The sequence below is a fragment of the Flavobacterium litorale genome, from assembly GCF_019613795.1.
GTDB classification, from domain to species: domain Bacteria; phylum Bacteroidota; class Bacteroidia; order Flavobacteriales; family Flavobacteriaceae; genus Flavobacterium; species Flavobacterium litorale.
Map to the genome: position 1 here is coordinate 1354082 of NZ_CP080429.1, position 14076 is coordinate 1368157.

Genomic DNA, 14076 nt, shown 5'->3' on the forward strand with positions numbered 1-14076 from the left:
CATTTTTTATGGTTAGTAAAAACCAAATTAAACTAATAACGGCGTTACAGCAAAAAAAATACCGAAAACAACACAAATTGTTTATTGCCGAAGGAATAAAAGTGGTAGAGGAGTTACTTAACTCTAATTTTGAGTTGCACGAACTGTACACAACGCAGCCTGTTTTTGATGGAATTACTAATGCCAATATTATAACGATTACCGAAGCCGAATTAAAAAAAATAAGTGCACTTACCACTCCAAATACTTGTTTGGCAGTTTTTAAAATGCCCGATGAAAAGCAACCTGCTAATACAGGGCTTATTGTGGCATTAGACGATGTGCGCGACCCTGGAAACTTAGGGACTATTGTACGGCTGTGCGATTGGTTTGGTATTAAGCACTTGGTATGTTCGGAGCAAAGCGTAGATGTATTTAACCCCAAAGTAGTGCAAGCTACTATGGGCAGTATTACACGTGTAAATGTGGTATATACTAATTTAGAGGATTATATTGCTGCTAGCCCGTTACCTGTTTTTGGTACTTTTATGGATGGCAAAAATATTTATAATGAGCAACTACCACAAGAAGGTATTATTGTTATGGGTAACGAAGCCAACGGAATATCTGATACGATAGCGCAAAAAGTAACGCATAAAATAGCTATACCCCGATTTGGAAAGTTACAGGAAACCGAAAGTTTAAACGTAGCAACGGCTACCAGTATAGTGCTGAGCGAATTCCGAAGAAATTTTAGTGGAATGTAAAGTTTACGAATATAGCGCGCGTACGCATTGCCTCTATATTCCCCGTGTATGGACTGTTAGGATCGTTGTCCCGAACAAGCTCATCATTTAAACCAAATACGCCACGTATGGAGGGCGAGAATTTAAAATACTCAAAGTACAGGTCGACACCAAAACCAATTTCCCAGTTATTCGTTATTCGTTTCATACGAAAAAGCCCCGAAAGGTTATCGTCCTGTGCATCCTCGTTACTCGATAGGTTAAGCGTTCGAGAAAAACCACCTACAAGGTACGGGCGTACATTCCCTGTTCTTTTAGATGAGAATTTTAGTAGTAACGGAAAATGAATATAGGTAGATTTTACTTCTCTAAGCCTATCAAATTCATCCGCTACCTCTGGGAAACTCAAATTTCGTTGGGTATAAATTAAGCCAGGTTCAAATCGTAAATCCAGATATTCAAAAAGGCGTAGGTTACCTACCAACCCTACGTTAAAACCTGTAGTTCCCTTTACCTCTACATCCACACCTGGGTCATCAATATAATCCATTTTAAAACCATAGCTATTAAAACCCAAAAAATAACCCCAGTGTACACGCTGCTTATCAAAATTTTCGAGGTTAACAATAGGGTCTTTTGCAAATACCTGTGTACCAAACTGCGCTTGGCAGAGTAGCCCTGTTAGTAATGCCGTATATAAAAAAAGTTTTTTCATGTTACTTTTTTGAAGCGGAATAAATTGTAGCCACGCCAAATGTTTGTGGCAAATTCTGTACCTCTATAAACCCAATTTTTCTCAAAATATTGTTTAACGCTTCGCCATACGGAAAAACCGATGCTGACTCGCTTAAATAGGCATATGCCGATTTATCTTTAGAGAATAATTTGCCAATAGCAGGCAATATAAATTTAGAGTAAAACGTATACCCTTGTTTGTACGGAAATTGGGTAGGCACGGATGTTTCGAGGATTACAAAAATGCCTCCGGGTTTTAAAACCCTTAAAATCTCGGAAAGTCCTTTCTCCAACGTTTCAAAGTTACGAACGCCAAAAGCTACTGTTATGGCATCAAAATAATTATCGTCAAACGGTAAATTTTCGCTGTCTGCCAATACCATTTTTATTTTGTTGTCCATTTTACGCTCGGCTATTTTTTTACGCCCCACGTCCAGCATTCCTGCCGATATATCTGCCCCTATAATCTCGGTAGCCGATGTATTCGCCATCAATATAGCCAAATCGCCCGTACCCGTAGCAATATCCAGTATGGTTTGCGGTTGGGTATCTGCCACCATTTTAAGTACTTTTTTACGCCATTTAACATCTATACCAAACGAGATTACGCGGTTAAGCCCATCGTACTTCTCAGAAATGGTATCAAACATTTGGGCAACTTGCTCTTTTTTGCCCAGTTCAGAATCCTTATATGGCGTTACGTTTTTTGGCATTTTTTTATTTTGTGCAAAGATAACAGAACTTTTAATACTAACAGGCTATTATTAATGCAACCCTACTGTGCTAACATAAAATTATAATCTGTTGAAGCCAATGCCTTAACGGATTATAGTCCTAAAGGTAAGGTTTACACGTGGAGTGTTTACCCGTTTTGTAGGGGGTAACCTGTGTAGCCAATGGGTTTGCGTATTGCCTTTCATTACCAGTAGGCTGCCATGCTCTAAAATAACCGATACGGTTGTTTTATCCTGCTTGTGTTTAAAGGCAAATTTACGTGCAGCCCCAAAACTAACCGATGCTATTGCCCCATTTTTCTTTAAGTCCTTTTCGGCATCGCTGTGCCATGCCATCCCTTCACTCCCGTCGTGGTATAGGTTAAGTAGGCACGAGTTGTAGGTTTCGCCCGTATGCTCTTCTACACTATTTTTTAGTTTGGTAAGTGTTGGGGTAAAGGGTAGTGCTTTTTTGGTTATTTTACTGTAGGTGTATTCAAAGGGTTGCTCGGCATACCACGCTACTTTGCGTTTGGTAGTTATGAGTTTTCCAAAAATAATAGCCTCATCATTTTTCCATTCAATACTATTTAGTAAATAATCTAAATAATAATCCGCTTCCTTTTTAGTAAATACAGTACCATAATGGTGTACTGTACCGTCATAAGGTAATAGGTTAGTTTCATTACTAGGTTTGTTATTGAATAAGTCCATTTTTCCAAATTTTATAAGCTGCTTTCATACAATGTCCACATGGTCTATAACCTTGTGTAAGGGCTTCGTTTTCTGAAGTGAAAAACACACGATTTTTACGATACATTCGTTTTCCTGACTTGCATTGCAAAGTTCCGTAAATTTTTAAATTTCGATTACCTCCATACTGAATATGTTGGTTTTTTATTAATGCTCTTATTTGCTGCTCACTTGTTTTAAGATGTTCTATCATAGATGTTCTTAATTTGTAGCATCATGAAAAATAATGCCCAATGTAAACCTGTTGCCACTATGCAGTTCGCTAACACCGTGTTTCATGTTAGCACGATAATAACCTCTTATGCTTTTTACAGGTCTAAAGTTCGTGGTAAACAAAAGCATATCTCCTTTTTTGGGTTTTAACACGATAGCTTTAGATTGAGCGCGAGGTACCTGTTCTGTCAATACAAATTCTCCTCCAGTATAATCCTCATCAGGCTCGTTTAAAAATAATACTGTTTGAAGCGGAAAATAAACATCTCCATATAAATCTTGATGTAATGTGTTAAATCCGCCTATTCCATATTTTAAAATTAATGCAGTTGCTTTTTTTTGATCGTTGTTATGACATTGCTCTAAAAGCTCTTCGTGTATAAGTGGGAATTGTTTATCTATATTCAATGCTTTCATCCACATGTTTGCAATAAGTGCTAAGTTTGGGTAAATACTTTCTCGTATAGATTGTATTATGCTAGGTAGTGGGTAATTGTAGTATTTGTATTCGCCTAGTCCAAAACGATGCCTCTCCATTGTAACTGTCTTTCTGTAAAGGTCAGGCGTGTTATAATCTTCTTTTAGATTCTCACATTCTGGATTATTTAGAAGATTAGGAATAATACAATATCCTCTCTGATGCATTTCTTCGGATACCTTTTGCCAGTCTATAGCGGCTATTCGTCTAGTGATACTTTTCATAGCGCGGTATTTTCAAGGTCAGACTTAGCGCTTTCCCAACCAATAATAGCTGTTTTTCGCGTGTTACCCCACATATAACCGCCTATATTACCTGTAGATTGTATTACACGATGACATGGAATAAGAAATGCTACAGGGTTGCTACCGATGGCTGTACCGATGGCTCTCGATGCAGTTGGTTTTTCTATAGCTGTTGCTACAGCACCATAGGTTGATAATTGCCCTGTTGGTATTTTTAATAATGCTTCCCAAACTTTTAGTTGAAAATCAGTACCTTTTAGATGGAGTTTAATTTCAGGTAACCTGTTTTGACTGTTGTCGAAAATAGATAATGCATTTTGCTGTAATAAATCGGTTTTATTATCAAATATAGCAGTGTTGAATTTTGCTTTTAGTTCTGAAAGTGCTTGTGTTTCGTTATCGTAAAAAGCCATGTAGCAAACACCTTTTTGTGTAGATGCAATAATAATATTACCAAAAGGACTTTGGGTGTAACTGTAGTTGATGGTTAAGTTTTTGCCTCCATTTTTATATTCGGCAGGAGTCATGCCTTCTATATTTACAAAAAGATCATGCAATCTGCTAGTACCTGATAAGCCTGTTTCGTGAGCTGTTTCAAAAATTGTAGCGTTGTTTTCTTTTAGTAATTTTTTTGCATGTTCAATACTAATGTATTGTAAGAACTTTTTAGGACTTGTACCTGCCCAATCAGTAAACAATCGCTGAAAATGAAAAGGGCTTAAGTGTATTTTATTTGCAATACTATCTAGACTAGGTTGGTCTTTAAAGTTTGTTTTGATATACTCTATCGCAGCAGCAATGCGGGTGTAATTAATGTTTTCTTCTACACTCATGATATTTCAATTTTATAGTGCAAATATCTAAGTTATAATGTAGTGATAAAATCTGAAACTTGCTGATGTAGCGGTGTTAATGGGTAAAGTATTAAATGAATTTATTATTCATAAACTGTAGCACCACTCAAAATGTCAGCTAGAACTTGCCATGACGGTATATCTGCATTTGTTTTTTGTCCGGTATTATTATAATAGCCTTGAATGTCTTCTGCGTAGGCTGCTATTGCTTCTAAAAATAGATCTAACCTATTGTTTTCCCATTTTTCAGGATGGTTTTTGAAATCTTCTTGTAGTTCTTTAACAAATATTATAAAGTCTTCTCTGCTTTTTACGTAGCGAATTATATTATCCATTGCTATTCTTTAGTTTCCAAGTCTGATAAGTAAAATCTAGTTTATGTTTCTCATCTTTTGGATGATATTCTTCGTTGGTAAGTTGCCATTTTTTTGTGTCGATTTCAGGGAAATAGGTATCAGCCTCTGCAGTAGTATGTACGCGGGTAAGCTCTATTTTATCAGCTTTATCAATAGCTTGCTTGTATATCTCGCCACCACCTATAATGAAAACTTCTTCTTCTTCTTGGTTGCATTTTGCTAGTGCTTCGTCAAGGCTGTGTACTATGGTGCAACTTTCATACGTGTAATCTTTTTGCCTAGTAATAACAACATTGGTACGGTTGGGTAGCGGTCCATTCATGCTTTCCAGCGTTTTGCGCCCCATTATAATAGTATGCCCTGTAGTGAGTTTTTTAAACCGTTTAAAATCGTTGGGTAAATGCCACACAAGGTTGTTATCTTTACCTAAAGCATTGTTCTCTGCCGCAGCAGCAATAAGGGTAATAATCATTATGGTGTGGTATCGGTATCGTCTGTAGGTTTGTTTATTTTCTTTTCTAGTTGGTCTATGTGGCGCTCTTGTCGTGCAACGAGCTTATCTATTTGCTCGCGTTCCCATTTTTTGTTTATAAAACCCTCAATAACAAATACTTTTAAAAAATGCAGTATAAACAAAAAGCACCAAGCAGTTATAGCCCACAAATACCAGTCTTGCTCTTCACGTACATTGAGCCATTTGTTGGTAATAAATAAAAAAAGGCTACCTACTAATAGCAAAATAAAGTGCAGGTAAACGCGTTTTTTTTGCTTTACCCGTTTTCGGGCATACTCGTATAATTCTTGTTGGTTTTTTTCCATGCTTTATGTTTTAAACAACATAAAGGTAGTAAAAAATATTATACGGCTACAGTACCTTTTATATGTGGGTGTGGGTTATAATTTTCGAGTGTAAAATCTTCAAATGTAAAGTCAAAAATATCAGTAACTTTAGGGTTCAATACCATTTTTGGTAGTGGGCGTGGCTCACGTGTAAGCTGTAAGTTAAGTTGCTCTATGTGGTTGTTATAAATATGTGCATCGCCAAAGGTGTGTATAAAATCGCCTGCTTGTAATCCGCACACTTGCGCAATCATCATAGTGAGTAATGCGTACGATGCTATGTTAAAGGGTACGCCCAAAAATATGTCGGCACTGCGTTGGTAGAGCTGACAGGATAGTTTACCATCGTTTACATAAAACTGGAAAAAGGCATGGCAGGGTGGGAGTGCCGCTTTGTTGTTGGCAACATTTTCCGAAAAGGATTTGGAGGTGTCGGGCAGTACACTGGGGTTCCAGGCCGAAACAATCATGCGGCGACTATTGGGGTTTGTTTTTAATGTATGTATGAGTTCCTTAATCTGGTCTATTTCTTTACTATCCCAATTGCGCCATTGGTGTCCGTACACAGGTCCTAAATCGCCATTTTCGTCTGCCCAAGCATCCCATATTTTTACCCCATTGTCTTTAAGATAGCCAATGTTGGTATCACCTTTTAAAAACCAAAGCAGTTCGTATATTATCGATTTTAGGTGTAGTTTTTTTGTAGTAACCAAAGGGAAACCCTCGCTAAGGTTAAACCGCATTTGGTAGCCAAAAACGCTAAGCGTTCCTGTTCCCGTTCGGTCGCCTTTTTGGTTACCATTCTCTAAAACATGTTGTACTAAATCGTGATACTGCTTCATCTCTCCAGTCTATTTATGATTTCGATTTTTGATTATTCGAGTTGCATTTCTCAAACTGTCAAATAACTAAACTAGCTTTCTCGTTTTGATATTTCGTCGCGAATTTTAGCCGCTTTCTCGTAGTCTTCATTTTGTACAGCCCCTTCCAACATTTCGTTAAGCTCTTGTAGGCTGTATTGCGAATAGCCTTCGCCTGCTACTGATTCTGTTCCGAAAGTTTGCGGCGCAGATAGCACATCATCCGTTTCGCTATCTTCTTTCTCGGCATCAGGATTTATGTTGAGGTATATACCTGCCTTATCCAAAATGTTTTTGTACGTAAATATAGGTGCGTTAAAGCGGAGTGCCAATGCAATGGCATCGGAGGTTCGGGCATCGATAATTTCTTCAATTTTATCGCGCTCGCAAATTACGCTCGAAAAAAACACACCATCAACTAACTTGTGTATAATAACCTGTTTTACCACGATGTCGAAACGATCGGCAAAGTTTTTAAAAAGGTCGTGGGTTAAAGGTCTGGGTGGTTTAATTTCTTTTTCAAGTGCAATAGCTATCGACTGTGCTTCAAAAGCACCGATAACAATAGGTAGTTTGCGTTCTCCGTCCACTTCATTAAGGATTAAAGCATAAGCACCATTTTGGGTTTGGCTATATGAAATCCCTTTAATCGTTAGTTTTACTAAGCTCATAATAATCTTTCCGCTATAACTAAAAAAAGGCTATCCGAACAACGATAGTGCATCCTTGTTTGGATAGCCGTTTTAAGGGCACAATTTATAATAAAATTACGAGTTATTTGCTTTAAACTCTTTTATTTTTTCTGTCAGTTTTGGTACAACTTCAAAAGCATCACCCACTACACCATAATCGGCTACTTTAAAGAAAGGTGCATCAGGATCGGTATTAATAACTACTTTTACTTTTGATGAGTTAATACCTGCAATGTGCTGTATGGCTCCAGATACGCCTATTGCAATGTATAGGTTAGAGGCTACAGGTTTACCTGTTTGCCCAACGTGCTCACTGTGCGGTCTCCAACCCAAATCGGATACGGGTTTAGAGCAAGCAGTAGCTGCGCCTAATGCTTCAGCAAGGTTTTCTATTAATCCCCAATTTTCAGGACCTTTTAAACCACGTCCGCCCGATACTACTATTTCAGCATCAGCAATGGTAACTTTACCTGTTACTTTTTCTACTGATTCTACGTTAATACTAAAGTCGGCATCATCTAATGATGGTGAAAATTCTTCAACGCTTGGTGTTGCTGCTGATTCGATAATACCGAATGCATTTTTGCTTACAGCAAGTACTTTTACATCGGTATTTATTTCGGTAATATTAAATGCTTTGTTAGAAAACGCTGTTCTTTTTACACGGAAAGGCGAAGTGCTTTCGGGTAATGCTACTACGTTAGATGCATAACCTGCCTCTAGTGCTACAGCGGTTAATGGTGCCGCGTAAAGACTATCGGTAGTTGCAGAAAATACTACAATTTTAGCAGCTTCATTTTTAGCAGCTTGCGTAATAACATCAGCGTAAGCTTTGGCATTAAATGCCTTTAACTTATCGGAATTTACGGTTAATACTTTATCTACACCATAATTACCAAGTGCCGATGTGTCGGTAATGTTAATGGCTAGTGCAGTTACAGTTGTGCCTGTTTCTCCTGCTATTTTTTTTGCGTACGAAGCGAGTTCAAAAGCTGTTTTTTTAAACTTCCCTTCTGCTGATTCGGCATATATTAAAATTGACATACTCTTTTTATTAAAAATTTTAATTCATTAACGTAAGAATTGCTGCTGTTACGTTAATTTATCAATACACTATTATATTAAATTACTTTAGCTTCGTTATGAAGTAAGTTAACAAGCTCATCAAGGTTATCTGCATCTACTAGCTTTACTGCCGATTTTGGTGCAGGCTTCTCAAACTTTACCGCTTGTGTAGCATTATCTGCGCCTACAGGCTCTAGTACATTAAGCTTTTTCTGTCTTGCCATCATAATACCTCTCATGTTGGGTATTTTAAGGTCTTTCTCCTCAACAAGTCCCTTTTGTCCGCCAATTACAAGTGGCAATTTAGTACTTAAAGTTTCTTTACCACCATCTATTTCTCTTACAGCTTTGGCATCGCTACCATCAACTTCAAGACTAATGCATGAGTTTACAAAATCGTAATCCAATAATGCCGAAAGCATTCCAGGAACCATTCCACCATTATAATCTAAGGATTCTTTACCTGCTATAATCAAGTCGTAACTTCCACTTTTTACTACTTCGGCAAGCTGCTTTGCTACAAACATACCATCAGTAGGGTTCGCGTTTACGCGTATAGCTTCATCAGCACCAATTGCTAGTGCTTTTCTAAGCGTAGCTTCGGCATCAGGTCCGCCTACGTTAACCACTGTTACGTTAGCTCCTTGTTTCTCTTTAAACCAAATTGCTCTGGTTAAACCAAATTCATCATTAGGGTTAATTACAAACTGCACACCATTGGTGTCAAACTCACTGTCGTTGTTTGTAAAGTTGATTTTTGAAGTAGTATCAGGCACGTGGCTGATGCAGACTAATATTTTCATTTTTATAAAGTTATAGGAGTTTATTGTTTTCGTTACGAAATTACTAATAATATTTCGAATATAAAAACTATGCACGCATATTAAATATGATTTTGCTTGCAATTTTATTTAAAAACTAGAATACTCGCAAAAAAAGCATTGTATTTAGTATTTTCATTAATAAATTGTTAGTTTAATACGGATTGAGTACGATAATCTTATTTTTAAATTTACTATTAAATTTTTAGCTCAAAATAGTTATTACTATTGCAACATCACTTTATGCATTTTAACGATTAGAAATATTCGAAATCGTTTTCGTAAACAAACCATCAAAACTATCGTTACATCGTAGTACTTAAAATTGTATTATTGCAACTAAAAAGTATAAAATTATGATTTAAAATCTATATTTTTGCTTTCATTTTAATACCGAAAAAGTCCTGATACATGAGAACAATACAATTTAGGGAAGCTATTTGCGAGGCGATGAGCGAAGAAATGCGTAGCGATGAAACCATATATTTAATGGGTGAGGAGGTTGCCGAGTATAACGGTGCCTATAAAGCATCTAAAGGTATGCTTGATGAGTTTGGAGCTAAAAGAGTTATAGATACACCCATTGCCGAACTTGGTTTTGCAGGTATTGCTGTAGGTTCTGCCATGAATGGTAACCGCCCTATAGTTGAATTTATGACCTTTAACTTCTCGTTGGTTGGTATTGACCAAATTATTAACAACGCAGCCAAAATGCGCCAAATGTCTGGAGGGCAATTCCCAATGCCAATGGTATTTCGTGGTCCTACAGCATCTGCTGGGCAGTTGGGTGCTACACACTCGCAAGCTTTTGAAAACTGGTTTGCCAATACACCAGGTTTAAAAGTTGTTGTTCCTTCTAACCCATATGATGCCAAAGGATTATTAAAATCGGCAATACGCGATAACGACCCTGTTATCTTTATGGAGTCTGAGCAAATGTATGGCGATAAAGGCGAAGTGCCTGACGGTGAGTACACGTTACCACTTGGCGTTGCCGATATTAAACGCGAGGGTAACGATGTAACCATAGTATCGTTTGGTAAAATAATAAAAGAGGCATACAAAGCTGCTGAGGAATTAGAGAAAGAAGGTATTAGCTGCGAAATTATTGATTTAAGAACCGTGCGACCGATGGATCATGATACCATTCTTGAATCGGTTAAAAAAACAAACCGACTTGTAGTGCTAGAAGAAGCATGGCCATTTGCAAGTGTTGCTTCGGAGGTTACATATATTGTACAGGAAAGAGCTTTCGATTATTTGGATGCACCCATACAACGTATTACTACTGCCGATACACCAGCACCCTACTCGCCAGCATTACTTAAAAACTGGATACCTAATGCTGAAGATGTTATAAAGGCTGTTAAAAAAGTTGCCTACAAATAACAAAATAAAACTACTATATTTGAAACTTCATCATACTATTATGATGAAGTTTCTGTTTATATACATTATGAAAAAAAATATACTGTTATTAAGTTTTTTCCTGCTTATTGCTAATACCCTTTTTGCGCAAACTAAAGTAAGCGGTGTAGTGTTCGATAAAACTAACTTACCCATACCTTATGCTAATGTATATTTCAAGTCCTCTAGCGAGGGCGTTATAACAGACGAAAACGGAAAGTTTTACCTAGAATCTGAAAATGACCATTCGGCAATAGTAGTATCCTTCGTAGGTTTTACACCCGAGGAAATAACCTTAGAAAAATCGGTTACATACAATTTAAATGTAACACTTCAGGACGGTCAGGAGCTTAAAGAAGTTGTACTGTATTCGGGGAAAACCTCTAAAAAAAACAATCCTGCCCTCGATATTTTGAGAAAAATATGGGAACGTCGTCGTAAAAACGGTTTACGAATGTTTGACCAATACCAGTACGACCAGTACGAAAAGGTGGAGTTTGACATGAATAGGATAGACAGTGCATTTATGGCAAGCAAAATATTTAGAGGCATGGAGTTTATATTTAAACACGTAGATACCTCTAGTGTAACAGGGCAAAGCTATTTGCCTATTTTTATAAACGAAAGACTTAGTGAAGTGTATGGCGATAATACTACCAACAGCAAAAAGGAAGTACTGCAAGCCAATAAAAATTCGGGTTTTAGCAATAACCAGCAAATTATTGCTTTTATAAAAGATTTATATGCCGATTACGATATTTACGATAACTACCTAAAGTTTTTTGATAAAGATTTTGTAAGCCCAATATCGCGTACAGGTATTAATGTATACAATTACGTGTTGCACGATAGTACCTATATTGACGATAAATGGTGTTATAACATAGTGTTTTATCCCCGTCGTAAAAACGAGCTTACCTTTAAGGGTAATTTTTGGGTAAACGATACCACTTTTGCCATTAAAAAAATAAGTATGGCAGCCAGTAGAGGAGCAAATATTAACTGGGTAAAAGATATTTATATAGAGCAGGAATTCGATGTACTTAACGATTCAGTGTTTTTGCTAAAGCGCGACCACATGATGTCGGACTTTGCACTGCGTAAAAAAGAAGAATCCAAAGGAGTGTACGGCAAACGTACCACACTATTTAGGAACTATAAATTTGATATTGAAAAACCCAATGGCTTTTACGCCAAAGAAGTAAATTATTATAATGATTCGATACACAAACGATCGGATGATTATTGGGCAGAAAACCGATTTGAATCTTTAAACAAAGATGAAAAGGCGGTATACAAAATGCTCGATACCTTAAAAACAGTACCCAAGTTTCAGCGTATGTACACCCTTGTAGCTACTTTAGGTAGTGGTTACTACCAAATAGGTAATTTTGATTATGGTCCTATCTTCTCAACGTTTGGTTATAACGACGTAGAGCGCGTAAGGATACGTACAGGAGGACGTACCTACTTTGGACAAAACGACCCTTGGCGTATAGAGGGTTACGGCGCATACGGTTTTGGCGATAACCAGTTTAAATACGGTATGTCGGGTAAATGGATGGTAGAAAAGAAAAAACGTGTTATACTCTCATTTGGAACACGGCGCGATGTTGAGCAAATAGGGGTGAGCTTAACAGGCTCTACCGATGTTTTAGGGAGGAGTTTTGCCTCTTCAGCTATATTTGCAGGAGGCGATAACAGTAAACTAACGTCCGTTAACTTTACCAATTTCTCGGCAGAAATAGAACCGTTTAAAAACGTTGTATTTAGGGGTAATGTATCTTATCGTACGCTAAAATCAGCCTCATTAAGTACGTTTAGGATGGATTATTTTATAGATCCCAACAACCCATCAAGAGGCACAAAAGGTTCGTTAAGGCAATACGAATACGGATTGTTGGTAGACTATACACCTGGGCGCAGAACAATAGGCTACGGTGTAGAACGATCGGATGTTGACGACGACGATTATGCCCGACTTTACCTTAACTTTTCGCATGGTGTTAGCGGTGAGTTTGGTAGCGATTTTAATTATAAAAAACTACAATTTTACTACAGGCAACCCATACTAATAGGTGGTTTTGGTATGTTCTCTACAACGCTTGAGGCAGGTAAAATATATGGCGACGTTCCGTTGGGGCTAATGGGTGTAATACCTGGCAACCAGTCCTATTTTATTATACCCAATACCTACAATACCATGAACTATTACGAGTTTTTAGCAGACGAGTACGTTTCCTTACACCTACAACACAATTTTAATGGTAGGTTATTTTCTCGAATACCATTTTTGCGCGATTTAAACCTACGCGAAATTATAGGGGTAAAAGGGGTATATGGTACCATATCCGATGGTAACAGAAGGATTAATGCATCCAGCATCGAGTACAGGGCACCCGAAGATGTTTTTTACGAATACCATGCAGGTATAGGTAATATTTTCAGGGTATTCCGTATTGATTTTGCTTGGCGAGGGAGCTACCGTACATTACCCGATGCCAACACATTTGCCATTAAAGGCGCATTTGGTTTCCACTTCTAAGCATCAAACTATAAAGTAACAGGCAAAATTCTTACCTCATTTACAATAAACACAGTTTAAACGTATAGCTTGTATTAAATTTGTGTGAATATCTGCATCTGTACCTTACAATAGCCTTGCATCCGCTTGCAATACACCATTTTTATACTACTTTTGCAATCGCTTAATATGAAATAATATATAAATATGTCTGCAGCAAATCTGAAAACGTTTGATGTTCTGATAGAAATTCCAAAAGGAAGTAGGAACAAATATGAATATGATTTTGAACTAAAAAAAATACGTTACGACAGGATGCTTTTCTCATCGATGATGTATCCTGCTGATTATGGTTTTATACCCGAAACGTTAGCACTAGATGGCGATCCATTGGATGTGTTAGTATTGGTTACAGAGCCTACTTTTCCAGGTTGTGTAATGGAAGTAAAACCCATTGGAGTATTCCATATGGCGGATGAAAAAGGACCAGACGAAAAAATTGTATGTGTACCAGTTTCTGACCCTGTTTGGAATAAGCTAGGTGACCTTAGCGATATGAACCCGCACCTTTTAAAAGAGATAGAGCACTTTTTCCAAGTTTACAAAGACCTTGAGCAGAAGAAAGTTGATGTTGGTGGATGGGGTAACGTAGACGAAGCTCGTGAAATTATTGACAAGTGCGTAGACCGCTTTGATACACTAGAGAACAAACCAGAAGAATTGTTTAGTATTCGATAATTCCAAATTCATAAAAAAATAATCAAAAGCAACATTCAATAATAAGATGTTGCTTTT

At 37.3% G+C, this 14076-nt stretch carries 17 protein-coding genes; 4 read left to right on the forward strand and 13 right to left on the reverse strand.

Annotation, left to right across the window (positions count from 1 at the left end):
* Window positions 1-8 precede the first annotated feature (8 nt).
* On the forward strand, window positions 9-746 hold the full coding sequence (locus K1I41_RS05970) for a TrmH family RNA methyltransferase (protein WP_220641769.1): 738 nt from the start codon (window positions 9-11) through the stop codon (window positions 744-746).
* Here K1I41_RS05970 and porT read toward each other — a convergent pair.
* The 13 genes from porT to K1I41_RS06035 all read right to left on the reverse strand — a co-directional run bounded on the left by porT (window position 733) and on the right by K1I41_RS06035 (window position 9332).
* Complete coding sequence (porT, locus tag K1I41_RS05975) at window positions 733-1440, reverse strand: type IX secretion/gliding motility protein PorT/SprT (RefSeq protein ID WP_220641770.1); 708 nt, start codon at window positions 1438-1440, stop codon at window positions 733-735. The genes K1I41_RS05970 and porT overlap by 14 nt on opposite strands.
* Before the next feature lies 1 nt (window position 1441).
* On the reverse strand, window positions 1442-2173 hold the full coding sequence (ubiE, locus tag K1I41_RS05980; protein ID WP_220641771.1) for a bifunctional demethylmenaquinone methyltransferase/2-methoxy-6-polyprenyl-1,4-benzoquinol methylase UbiE: 732 nt from the start codon (window positions 2171-2173) through the stop codon (window positions 1442-1444).
* A 105-nt stretch (window positions 2174-2278) separates the two neighbouring features.
* The gene (locus tag K1I41_RS05985) at window positions 2279-2887 is read right to left on the reverse strand and encodes an alpha-ketoglutarate-dependent dioxygenase AlkB family protein (protein WP_220641772.1); all 609 of its coding nucleotides are present in this window, start codon (window positions 2885-2887) and stop codon (window positions 2279-2281) included.
* Window positions 2871-3119 (reverse strand): Ada metal-binding domain-containing protein, encoded by a 249-nt coding sequence (locus K1I41_RS05990; protein WP_220641773.1) that lies wholly within the window; start codon window positions 3117-3119, stop codon window positions 2871-2873. The genes K1I41_RS05985 and K1I41_RS05990 overlap by 17 nt, the downstream gene beginning before the upstream one ends.
* 8 nt (window positions 3120-3127) lie before the next feature.
* Window positions 3128-3841: a 2OG-Fe(II) oxygenase gene (locus K1I41_RS05995; protein ID WP_220641774.1), complete on the reverse strand. Its 714-nt coding sequence runs from the start codon at window positions 3839-3841 to the stop codon at window positions 3128-3130.
* Complete coding sequence (locus K1I41_RS06000) at window positions 3838-4695, reverse strand: bifunctional helix-turn-helix domain-containing protein/methylated-DNA--[protein]-cysteine S-methyltransferase (protein ID WP_220641775.1); 858 nt, start codon at window positions 4693-4695, stop codon at window positions 3838-3840. The genes K1I41_RS05995 and K1I41_RS06000 overlap by 4 nt, the downstream gene beginning before the upstream one ends.
* 104 nt (window positions 4696-4799) lie before the next feature.
* The gene (locus tag K1I41_RS06005) at window positions 4800-5051 is read right to left on the reverse strand and encodes a DUF7660 family protein (protein WP_220641776.1); all 252 of its coding nucleotides are present in this window, start codon (window positions 5049-5051) and stop codon (window positions 4800-4802) included.
* Window positions 5044-5544 carry a dihydrofolate reductase gene (locus K1I41_RS06010; protein WP_220641777.1) on the reverse strand — a complete coding sequence of 167 codons (501 nt, stop codon included), beginning with the start codon at window positions 5542-5544 and terminating at the stop codon, window positions 5044-5046. Before K1I41_RS06010 ends, K1I41_RS06005 begins: the two co-directional genes overlap by 8 nt.
* Window positions 5544-5891, reverse strand: a complete 348-nt coding sequence (locus K1I41_RS06015) for a 2TM domain-containing protein (protein ID WP_220641778.1) — start codon at window positions 5889-5891, stop codon at window positions 5544-5546. Before K1I41_RS06015 ends, K1I41_RS06010 begins: the two co-directional genes overlap by 1 nt.
* A gap of 38 nt (window positions 5892-5929) precedes the next feature.
* A complete protein-coding gene (locus K1I41_RS06020; protein WP_220641779.1) occupies window positions 5930-6754 on the reverse strand; it encodes a thymidylate synthase in 825 nt (274 codons plus the stop codon).
* A gap of 71 nt (window positions 6755-6825) precedes the next feature.
* On the reverse strand, window positions 6826-7443 hold the full coding sequence (locus K1I41_RS06025) for a bifunctional nuclease family protein (RefSeq protein ID WP_220641780.1): 618 nt from the start codon (window positions 7441-7443) through the stop codon (window positions 6826-6828).
* A gap of 96 nt (window positions 7444-7539) precedes the next feature.
* On the reverse strand, window positions 7540-8508 hold the full coding sequence (locus K1I41_RS06030; RefSeq protein WP_220641781.1) for an electron transfer flavoprotein subunit alpha/FixB family protein: 969 nt from the start codon (window positions 8506-8508) through the stop codon (window positions 7540-7542).
* A 77-nt stretch (window positions 8509-8585) separates the two neighbouring features.
* A complete protein-coding gene (locus K1I41_RS06035; RefSeq protein ID WP_220639480.1) occupies window positions 8586-9332 on the reverse strand; it encodes an electron transfer flavoprotein subunit beta/FixA family protein in 747 nt (248 codons plus the stop codon).
* A gap of 429 nt (window positions 9333-9761) precedes the next feature.
* Here K1I41_RS06035 and K1I41_RS06040 point away from each other — a divergent pair, with 429 nt between their 5' ends.
* The 3 genes from K1I41_RS06040 to K1I41_RS06050 all read left to right on the forward strand — a co-directional run bounded on the left by K1I41_RS06040 (window position 9762) and on the right by K1I41_RS06050 (window position 14019).
* Window positions 9762-10739 (forward strand): pyruvate dehydrogenase complex E1 component subunit beta, encoded by a 978-nt coding sequence (locus tag K1I41_RS06040; protein ID WP_220639481.1) that lies wholly within the window; start codon window positions 9762-9764, stop codon window positions 10737-10739.
* A 67-nt stretch (window positions 10740-10806) separates the two neighbouring features.
* Window positions 10807-13302, forward strand: a complete 2496-nt coding sequence (locus tag K1I41_RS06045; protein WP_220639482.1) for a DUF5686 and carboxypeptidase-like regulatory domain-containing protein — start codon at window positions 10807-10809, stop codon at window positions 13300-13302.
* 186 nt (window positions 13303-13488) lie between these two features.
* Complete coding sequence (locus K1I41_RS06050) at window positions 13489-14019, forward strand: inorganic diphosphatase (protein ID WP_220639483.1); 531 nt, start codon at window positions 13489-13491, stop codon at window positions 14017-14019.
* The last annotated feature ends 57 nt before the right edge of the window (window positions 14020-14076 follow it).

Excerpts from the sequence above, each read along its gene's own strand:
- K1I41_RS06030 (WP_220641781.1), bottom strand. The coding sequence starts at position 8,508 with ATGTCAATTTTAATATATGCCGAATCAGCAGAAGGGAAGTTTAAAAAA.
- K1I41_RS05995 (WP_220641774.1), bottom strand. The coding sequence starts at position 3,841 with ATGAAAAGTATCACTAGACGAATAGCCGCTATAGACTGGCAAAAGGTA.
- K1I41_RS05985 (WP_220641772.1), bottom strand. The coding sequence starts at position 2,887 with ATGGACTTATTCAATAACAAACCTAGTAATGAAACTAACCTATTACCT.
- porT (WP_220641770.1), bottom strand. The coding sequence starts at position 1,440 with ATGAAAAAACTTTTTTTATATACGGCATTACTAACAGGGCTACTCTGC.
- K1I41_RS06045 (WP_220639482.1), top strand. The coding sequence starts at position 10,807 with ATGAAAAAAAATATACTGTTATTAAGTTTTTTCCTGCTTATTGCTAAT.
- K1I41_RS06015 (WP_220641778.1), bottom strand. The coding sequence starts at position 5,891 with ATGGAAAAAAACCAACAAGAATTATACGAGTATGCCCGAAAACGGGTA.
- K1I41_RS06020 (WP_220641779.1), bottom strand. The coding sequence starts at position 6,754 with ATGAAGCAGTATCACGATTTAGTACAACATGTTTTAGAGAATGGTAAC.
- K1I41_RS06005 (WP_220641776.1), bottom strand. The coding sequence starts at position 5,051 with ATGGATAATATAATTCGCTACGTAAAAAGCAGAGAAGACTTTATAATA.
- K1I41_RS06010 (WP_220641777.1), bottom strand. The coding sequence starts at position 5,544 with ATGATTATTACCCTTATTGCTGCTGCGGCAGAGAACAATGCTTTAGGT.
- ubiE (WP_220641771.1), bottom strand. The coding sequence starts at position 2,173 with ATGCCAAAAAACGTAACGCCATATAAGGATTCTGAACTGGGCAAAAAA.
- K1I41_RS05970 (WP_220641769.1), top strand. The coding sequence starts at position 9 with ATGGTTAGTAAAAACCAAATTAAACTAATAACGGCGTTACAGCAAAAA.
- K1I41_RS06040 (WP_220639481.1), top strand. The coding sequence starts at position 9,762 with ATGAGAACAATACAATTTAGGGAAGCTATTTGCGAGGCGATGAGCGAA.
- K1I41_RS06035 (WP_220639480.1), bottom strand. The coding sequence starts at position 9,332 with ATGAAAATATTAGTCTGCATCAGCCACGTGCCTGATACTACTTCAAAA.
- K1I41_RS05990 (WP_220641773.1), bottom strand. The coding sequence starts at position 3,119 with ATGATAGAACATCTTAAAACAAGTGAGCAGCAAATAAGAGCATTAATA.
- K1I41_RS06000 (WP_220641775.1), bottom strand. The coding sequence starts at position 4,695 with ATGAGTGTAGAAGAAAACATTAATTACACCCGCATTGCTGCTGCGATA.
- K1I41_RS06025 (WP_220641780.1), bottom strand. The coding sequence starts at position 7,443 with ATGAGCTTAGTAAAACTAACGATTAAAGGGATTTCATATAGCCAAACC.
- K1I41_RS06050 (WP_220639483.1), top strand. The coding sequence starts at position 13,489 with ATGTCTGCAGCAAATCTGAAAACGTTTGATGTTCTGATAGAAATTCCA.